The sequence below is a fragment of the Mesorhizobium erdmanii USDA 3471 genome (genome assembly GCF_000472705.1).
GTDB classification, from domain to species: domain Bacteria; phylum Pseudomonadota; class Alphaproteobacteria; order Rhizobiales; family Rhizobiaceae; genus Mesorhizobium; species Mesorhizobium erdmanii.
On the sequence record NZ_AXAE01000027.1, the window covers coordinates 88,547 to 96,210 of the forward strand.

Here is a 7,664-nt window from a genome sequence, read left to right on the forward strand (position 1 = left end):
GTCGTTCCTCAGAAAGAGACCTTGTCGCCGCCCTTGAGCTGCAGGATCCGCCGCGCTTCGTCAGGGGTGGCCACCGATGCGCCGAGCCCTTCGATGATCTGGCGCACCTGCTTCACCTGTTCGGCGTTGGATTTCGCCAGCTGGCCCTTGCCGATCCAGAGCGAGTCCTCCAGCCCGACGCGCACATTGCCGCCGAGCGCGATGGCCTGGGTGGCGATCGGCAGCTGGCTGCGTCCGGCACCTAGCACCGACCAGTGGTAGTCCTGTCCGAACAGGCGGTCGGCGGTGCGCTTCATATGAGCGACATCCTCCGGATGGGTGCCGATGCCGCCAAGGATGCCGAACACGCTCTGGACGAAGAACGGCGCCTTGACCAGGCCGCGCTCGACGAAATGGGCGAGCGTGTAGAGATGGCCGATGTCGTAGCACTCGATCTCGAAACGCGTACCGTTCTCCGCGCAGGTGCGCAGGATGTGCTCGATGTCGCCAAAGGTGTTGCGGAAGATGCGGTCGCGCGAGCCTTCGAGATAGGGCCGTTCCCAATCGTGTTCGAAGGTCTTGAAGCGCTCGAGCATGGGATAGAGGCCGAAATTCATCGAGCCCATGTTGAGCGAGGCGACTTCCGGTGCGAAGGTTGCCGCCGGCTTGACGCGCTCCTCGACGCTCATCGTCGCGGCCCCTCCGGTGGTGATGTTGATGACGCAGTCCGAGCGCTGCTTGATCACCTTCAGGAAGGGGGCGAACGCCTCGGTCGACTGGTCGGGCCGGCCATCGGCGGGATTGCGCGCATGCAGATGGACGATGGCCGCACCCGCCTCGGCCGCGCCGATCGCGGCATCGGCGATCTCCTGCGCGCTCACCGGCAGATACGGCGACATCGACGGCGTGTGGATCGAGCCTGTCACCGCGCAGGTGATGATGATCTTGTTCTGGTTCGCCACTTGAAAGAATCCCTTATCTGTTTGATCGCGCTCTATTTCACGGCACCTTGGGTGATGCCGGAGATGAACTGCTTCGACAGCACGATGTAGAGCAAGGTGATCGGCAGCGCCGCAAGCGTCAGCCCGGTGAACAGCACGCCCCAGTCGGTGGTGAACTCGCCGATGAAGACGGTCAGGCCCTGCGGCAGCGTCTTGAGATTGTCCGAGGTGATCAGCACCAGCGGAAAGAAAAAGTCGTTCCAGATCGGCACGGCGTTCTGGATGGCGACGATGACCAGCGCCGGCCGCGCTAGCGGCAACATGATCGAGCGCATGATGCGAAATTCACTGGCGCCGTCCATGCGCGCCGACTCTTCCAGTTCGCGCGGCAAGGTCCTGAGGAAGCCGGTCATGATGAACACCGCCGAGGGAATGCCCATGGCGACGTAGACCAGCACCAGGCCGGCATAGCTGTCGACAAGGCCCAGCGAGTCCAACTGAATGAACAGCGGAATGATCGCCAGTTTCAGCGGCACGGTCATGCCGCTGAGGAAGAACATCAGAACCAGCGCGCTCAGCCGGAACTGGTAGCGGGCAATCGCATAGGCGGCCATGGTGCTGAACAGCAGGATCAGCGTGACCGCGGCCATGGTGATGCCGACGGAATTGGCGAGGTAGCGGACGAAGTTGGTTTCGCTCCACACACGCTCGGCATTGGCCAGCGAGAAGTGCGCCGGCAGGGCGAAGGGCGACGAGAAGATTTCGGCATTGGTCTTGAACGACGACATCACCATGACGAACAGCGGATAGATCATGATGACGGCGTTGATCGCCAGCATCAGCTGGATGGCGCCGTTCTTCAACAGCTCTGCGGGTTCCCTGGTGGCGACCACGGTGCTCACAGTTCGATCTCACGACGGCGCAGATAACGAAGCGCGATTGCGGTGACGCCGGCAACGATGATGAACATCATCACCGCCAGCGCGCTGCCCTGGCCGAAATCCTGGATGCCTGTCGTCGTCGAGCCGAAGGCGGTGCGGTAGAAATAGAGGCCGAGCACGTCGGTGGCGCCGCCGGGCGAACCGGTCAGGCCGGCCATGACGTAGGGGATTTCGAACCAGTTGAAGCTGCCGATGAAGGTCAGGATGGTGACGATGGTGACGCTCGGCGCAATCAGCGGCCAGATGATCCTGGTCATCAGCACATAGTCGCCGGCGCCGTCGAGACGGGCGGCTTCGATCACTTCCTTGCCGACGCGCTGCATGCCGGCCAGCAACACCAGGGTCGGGAAACCGAGCCAGTGCCAGATGTTGGCGAACAGGATGCTGCCCAGCGCCGTCGATTCATTGCCGAGCCACGGGATGGCGCCGATGCCGACGAGCGCCAGCGTCTGGTTCACCAGCCCGAACAGCGGATGCAGGAACAGCTTCCAGAGGAAGCCGACGATGACCGCCGACAGCACGACGGGCAGAAAGACGATGACCTGGTGGATGCGGTGGCCGGGCAGCGCCTTCAGCAAGGCGTAGGCAAGCAGGAAGGCGGTGCCGTTCTCGAACACCATCAGGGCGAAGAAGACGATGATGTTGTGCTTCAGCGCGTTCCAGGTCCAGCCGCTATAAGGCTGTTCGAACAACACCTTGCGGAAGTTCTCGAAGCCGATGAATCCGGTCGGCTGCAGGCCGTTGAACTCATAAAAGGCAAGACGGAAGGCCGAGAGCAGCGGCCACAGCACGAACAGCACCATGACCACCAGGGCCGGCGTCAGCAGGGACGCGATCCAGAGTGACCGGCGCCACGGAAAGGCTTTTGTGGTGTGGCGCCGGCCGATGTTCATGTCACTTGCCCTGGAAAGGCTTGTACCATTTGGCGAGGCCGTCGGTCAGGTCGGCGGCCAGCTGGTCCGGGGTGATCGAACCCGACATCATCTTGGTGATGTCGCCCTGCAGCAGTTCCGATCCCGTCGGCTTCTCGAAACGGAAGTAGACGACATTGATATGCGGCATGGCGGTTTCGTTCAACTTGGCGACGTGCGCCAGCAGCTCGTCCTTGATGACGACGCCCTTGATCGGCGAGATGTTGCCGAGCAAAGCGGAGAACTTGTCGCCGAACTCCTTGGTGCCCATCCAGTTGACCAGCTTGAGCGCAGCCGCCTTGTTGGCCGACTTTGCGTTGACGGCATAGCCGCCGTCGAAGAACTTGGTCACCTGCGGCACGTCGCCGGCCTTGGCCATTGGCGGGGCGACGAAGTCCATGTTGATGGCCGGGTTCTGGGTCCGGTAGCTGGCGATGTCGAAGCTGCCGCCGGCCAGCATCGCCGCCTTGCCGCTGATGAACAGCTGGCCAGCGGTGTCGTAGTCGATGCCTTCGAAGCCGGGCGGCATGTAGTCGCGCAATTCGAGCAGCTTGCCGAGCGCCGCGACATAGCGCGGGTCCTTGAAGGTGGTCTTGCCCGAGGTCAGGTCGCTGACGAAATCATGGCCGAGGAACGGGTTGGTGAAGATGGCGACGAACATCTCGTTGAACCAGCTGGTGCCCATGCCGTTGGCGAGGGGATAAATACCCTTTTCCTTCAGCGCCTTGCTGACGGTTATGAACTCATCCCATGTGGTCGGCGGTGTCAGCCCGGCCTTGGCAAAGACGTCCTTGTTGATGAACAGGCCGAGCGTCTGCGAAGCGAAGGGCAGGGAATAGACCTTCTTGTCGGCGCGGTAGGTGCCGGCCACCAGCGCATCGGCGGGCTGGTTGGCGAGCGAAGGCACGGTGGTCAGATCCTGCGGCTCGAAATAGCCTGCCTTCACGAACTGCTCGAGCCAGCCGTAAGCGTGGGTGTGGATGACGTCGCCGCCCTTGCCGGCGGCCAGCGCCGTCGAGACGATCGTCGGATAGTTCTCGTCCGGGAACGACTCGAACTTCACATGGATGTCCGGGTTGGCCTTGGTGAAATCGGCGAAAAGTTCATTGTAGGCGGCCTTGTCTTCCTGGCGCCAGGTCCAGAACGAGATGTCGGTGGCATGGGCCACGCCGGCTGCCAATCCCCATGCGAAAGACGCGGCCGCGAGGGCCAGACCCATCCTTCTCCTGCTCATGTTGCAATCTCCCAATGCGCTTGATGCGCTTTTTACGACGATTATCAAATCATAGTTCTTGCCGTCTGGAAAGATAGTTTGTAAAGTTTCCTAACTAATGTGGATTGGACGCGGCAACCCGCTTCGTCCGGCGTGCGCGGTGGACATCGGTGACCCAGAAAATCATTGCAGGCGTGGATATCGGCGGCACCAAGACGCGCATCATGGCGTATCTGGGTGAGCACATGATCGCAGACGAGGTGCTGGTGACGGAGAGCTGGCGCATTCGCCAGATGGAAAGCGATGCCGCGACGCTGGCCGGGATCGTCGCCGGACTGTGCGGTGGCGTCGCGCCAGCCGCGCTGGCGGTCGGCGCGCATGGTTGCGACACGGGTGAACAGTGCCTGCGTTTCCAGGCGCTGCTGGCAGACAGGACCGGTGGTGCGGTGCAGGTGATCAACGATGCCGAACTGATGGTGCCTGCCGCCGGCCATGTCGATGGCATCGGTGTCGTTGCCGGTACCGGCTCCATCGCGGTGGCGCGCACGGCCGACGGCAAGATGCTGGCCGCCGGCGGCTGGGGCTGGATCCTCGGCGACGAAGGCAGCGCGCCGGCCCTGGTGCGCGAGGCCGCGAAGGCGATCCGCCAGAGTCTGGACCGGGGTGAGAATGGCGATCCGCTGATTGCCGCGCTGATGCGCGAACTCGGTACCGACGACCAGACCAAGCTCGGCATCCTGCTCAACGAAACGCGTGGAGCCGCGGTCTGGGGCCGCTACGCCAATGCCGTTTTCGATGCGGCGATCGCCGGCTCGGTGCTGGCGACCCGGGTCATCAGGGAGGGTGGGGCAGGGCTTGCCGCGCTGGTCGAACTGCTGATCGAACGCGGCGCCAATCCTGCCTTGGTCGTGGCCGGCGGCGGCGTCATTTCGGAGCAGCCGATGCTGATGACGGCATTCGTCGAGGCCATGGCGAAAGTGTCGCCGTCGAGCCAGGTGCTGCTGCTGCGCGAGCCGCCGGTGCTCGGCGCGGTCGCCTTGGCCAGGCGACTGCTCGTCAGCCAAGGGTTGTCCTCACAAATTGGAGCCATTTGAATGCAGAAGCGCATCGGTTACCGCCAGGCGGTGGCGCGCCAGACGGAAAGTCTCGAGATCGGCCGGGGCTCGGTGTCCGCAGCGCTCGAGGGCCTCGATCTCAGCGCCTTTGCCGGCAAGACGATCGGGCTTGCCGGGATCGGCGCCAGCTATCAGGCGGCGCTTGCCGGAGCGCTTTATCTGCGCACCTCCGCCATCATGGCCTTCGCCTATACGCCGACGGATCTCTATGGCCGCACAGGTGCGGCCGCCGATGCGTTCATCGCGCTGTCGGCCTCCGGGCAGAGCCGCGAGATTTCCGATGTCATGCGTGAGGCAGCGGGCTCGCCGCGACTGGCGGTCTGCCGAGGCAGCGACAATCCGCTGGCTGACCTGACCGGCGCGGTGCTGGCCACGGATTCGGGCGCCGACAATGGCGCCAGCTCGACCGGCTACACGGGGACCCTGCTGGCGCTCGGCATGCTGATCGACAGGCTTGCCGGAAACAGCTTCGACTGGACGCGTTTGCCCGGTGCTGTCTCCAGCGTCTTCTCCGGCGTGCAACAGGCCGCGGGGCAAGCGGCGCGGCTGCTGCAGGGCGGAACATCAATCGATATTGTCGGCGCCGACGTCAGCTTCGCCAACGCCGGCGAGGCAGCCATGCTGATCCGCGAAGCCGTTCGGGTGCCGGCCTCGGGATGGGATACGCTGAACTATCTGCATGGGCCGATGGAATCGCAGGATGAGGCCACCGGCGTGATCGCCATCGGCGACGGCCGCGAGGTCAAGATCGCGCAGGACATGGCCGGCTTCGGCTGTCCTTGCGTGCTGGTGACGAGGCGCACGGATGTCGTTGATGCCGACAGGCTTGTGGTGATCTCCATTCCAACCCTGGGCAACGCCATGGCGGACGCCATATTGGAAATCATCGCTATCCAGCTTGTCGTCGGCGACATGCAGGATGCGGCCGGGCTCACCGACATCACCTTCCGCTATCGCCAGACCGATACCAAGCTTAAGCCGTGGTCGCCGACGGAAGTCTGACGTCCCTGTCCGGACAGCATGGAAATTGCCAAACCGGCCAGCAATGAGGCATTGAGAGAGGGATGGGGCTTTCGAGTCGGGGCGGCGATCGCGCTTCCACCGACTGGGACAGGATTTCAGGCAAAGGTCGAACGGCTGAGATGGCGGCTGCGGAAATCCCCAATCTGACCGATAGCGCCCGCGCGGTACTGCGCCTGCTCGCTTCGCACGGGCCGGTGACGCGGCCCAAGCTCGGCGCCATGCTCGACCTGTCTAAGCCGACCATGTCGGCGGCGGTCTCGGAGTTGAGCGCGCTCAGCCTCGTCGCCTCGCGTGGGCTGGAGCGTGGCGCGATCGGCCGCACGGCGACGATCTATGGCATCGGCCCGGGCGCCGGCTACGCGATCGGCATCGATGTCGGCGCTGCCCAGGTGCGTGCCGTCGCCTATTCGATGGACGCACAGAAGCTGGCATCGGCCGAAGAACCGATCCCGGAATCGATGGCCAGCGATGCCGATGCGGTCGGCGCCGTCGTGCTGTCGGTGGCGCGTACTACCATGGCCAGGGTGGCCAAGAGTTTTCGCGCGCCGCGCGCCATCGCGGTGGCCGTGCCGCGCATCGTCTCCAACGATCGCTTCGACCGGCCCGGTGGGCCATCCGCCGTGCTTGGCCTGCTGCGCCGCCGTATCGAGGTGCCGATCATCCTGGAAAACAACGTCAACTGCGCGGCCATTGGCGAGATGCATTTTGGCGCCGCGCAAGGCCACCAGACCTTCGCCTTTCTGCAAGTCGGCGTGCGGGTCGGCCTCGGCTTCATCACCGAGGGGCGACTGTTTCGCGGCGCCGGCGGCGCTGCCGGTGAAATCGGCCGCATGCCGTTTCCGTGGTCGGCCAGTGAGACGCCCTATCGTGAAGGGCTCGAACATTATCTCGGCTCGCGGGCGCTGGTCGAGCGCTGCCGTGTCGATTGGTCGGCGCAAGAAGGCGCGCCGCCCGACTCGGCCAAGGATCTTTTTGCGCGCGCGCTGGAAGGCTCGCCGTCCGCGATGGCGGCCGTCGCGCGCCATGCCGCCGATATCGGCAGGCTGGCGGCCGGCTGCATCGGCATGCTCGACCCCGGCCTGATCGTGCTTGGCGGCGGCGTCGGCAGAAATCCGCTGATGACGGAAAATGTCGAGCGCGTCGCGGCGGACCTCGCCTGGCCGACACGCATCGCCGTCAGCTCGCTCGAAGACGGCGGCACGGCGCTCGGCGCGATGAAGCTGGCCGTCGATTACAGTCTCGGGCTGATGCTGCGCGAAGGCCGCCACCCGGCTGTCGTGCTGCCGCCGATGTCGGAAATGGCGCTGGACGCGACGGGCACGACCGAGCAGGCAACGGACGTCTGATAAACAAAAAAGGCAGGCGCCGGGCGCCTGCCTCTGAGTTTGGATGATCGGCGGCCTTACGCCGCTGCGGCAACCTGCTGGCTGGCCACAACCGCATCGACCTTGGCGGTCGCCTTGGCGAGCGCTGATGTCACCGCTTCAGGGCCCATGCCGACGCCTTCGATGCGGATGACGTCGACATCGGTCATGCCGAGG

At 64.4% G+C, this 7,664-nt stretch carries 7 protein-coding genes and 1 pseudogene; 3 read left to right on the forward strand and 5 right to left on the reverse strand.

Going from position 1 to position 7,664, the window contains the following annotated elements:
- Positions 1-8: 8 nt before the first annotated feature.
- From kce to A3AU_RS0122210, 4 genes are read right to left on the reverse strand one after another with little or no spacing between them, the layout of a single operon-like run.
- Positions 9-941, reverse strand: coding sequence for a 3,5-dioxohexanoate:acetyl-CoA acetone transferase (kce, locus tag A3AU_RS0122195; protein ID WP_027054829.1), 933 nt, complete (start codon positions 939-941; stop codon positions 9-11).
- A gap of 32 nt (positions 942-973) precedes the next feature.
- Positions 974-1,822 carry a carbohydrate ABC transporter permease gene (locus A3AU_RS0122200; RefSeq protein WP_051355436.1) on the reverse strand — a complete coding sequence of 283 codons (849 nt, stop codon included), beginning with the start codon at positions 1,820-1,822 and terminating at the stop codon, positions 974-976.
- Positions 1,819-2,754 carry a carbohydrate ABC transporter permease gene (locus A3AU_RS0122205; protein ID WP_027054831.1) on the reverse strand — a complete coding sequence of 312 codons (936 nt, stop codon included), beginning with the start codon at positions 2,752-2,754 and terminating at the stop codon, positions 1,819-1,821. Before A3AU_RS0122205 ends, A3AU_RS0122200 begins: the two co-directional genes overlap by 4 nt.
- Before the next feature lies 1 nt (position 2,755).
- Positions 2,756-4,006, reverse strand: a complete 1,251-nt coding sequence (locus A3AU_RS0122210) for an extracellular solute-binding protein (protein ID WP_027054832.1) — start codon at positions 4,004-4,006, stop codon at positions 2,756-2,758.
- A gap of 149 nt (positions 4,007-4,155) precedes the next feature.
- Between A3AU_RS0122210 and A3AU_RS01000000135865 the strand changes: the two genes are divergently transcribed.
- From A3AU_RS01000000135865 to A3AU_RS0122225, 3 genes are all read left to right on the forward strand, one after another.
- On the forward strand, positions 4,156-5,079 hold the full coding sequence (locus A3AU_RS01000000135865) for a BadF/BadG/BcrA/BcrD ATPase family protein (RefSeq protein WP_245235548.1): 924 nt from the start codon (positions 4,156-4,158) through the stop codon (positions 5,077-5,079).
- Positions 5,080-6,102 (forward strand): SIS domain-containing protein, encoded by a 1,023-nt coding sequence (locus A3AU_RS0122220; protein ID WP_051355437.1) that lies wholly within the window; start codon positions 5,080-5,082, stop codon positions 6,100-6,102.
- A 140-nt stretch (positions 6,103-6,242) separates the two neighbouring features.
- The gene (locus tag A3AU_RS0122225; protein WP_027054834.1) at positions 6,243-7,469 is read left to right on the forward strand and encodes an ROK family transcriptional regulator; all 1,227 of its coding nucleotides are present in this window, start codon (positions 6,243-6,245) and stop codon (positions 7,467-7,469) included.
- A gap of 56 nt (positions 7,470-7,525) precedes the next feature.
- Here the strand turns inward: A3AU_RS0122225 and A3AU_RS01000000135870 are convergent.
- A pseudogene (locus tag A3AU_RS01000000135870) lies at positions 7,526-7,664 on the reverse strand (FMN-dependent NADH-azoreductase); the annotation flags it as partial.

Bases quoted from the DNA above. Each gene is read 5' to 3' on its own strand.
- A3AU_RS0122205 (WP_027054831.1), bottom strand. From the start codon at position 2,754: ATGAACATCGGCCGGCGCCACACCACAAAAGCCTTTCCGTGGCGCCGG.
- A3AU_RS0122220 (WP_051355437.1), top strand. From the start codon at position 5,080: ATGCAGAAGCGCATCGGTTACCGCCAGGCGGTGGCGCGCCAGACGGAA.
- A3AU_RS0122225 (WP_027054834.1), top strand. From the start codon at position 6,243: ATGGCGGCTGCGGAAATCCCCAATCTGACCGATAGCGCCCGCGCGGTA.
- A3AU_RS0122210 (WP_027054832.1), bottom strand. From the start codon at position 4,006: ATGAGCAGGAGAAGGATGGGTCTGGCCCTCGCGGCCGCGTCTTTCGCA.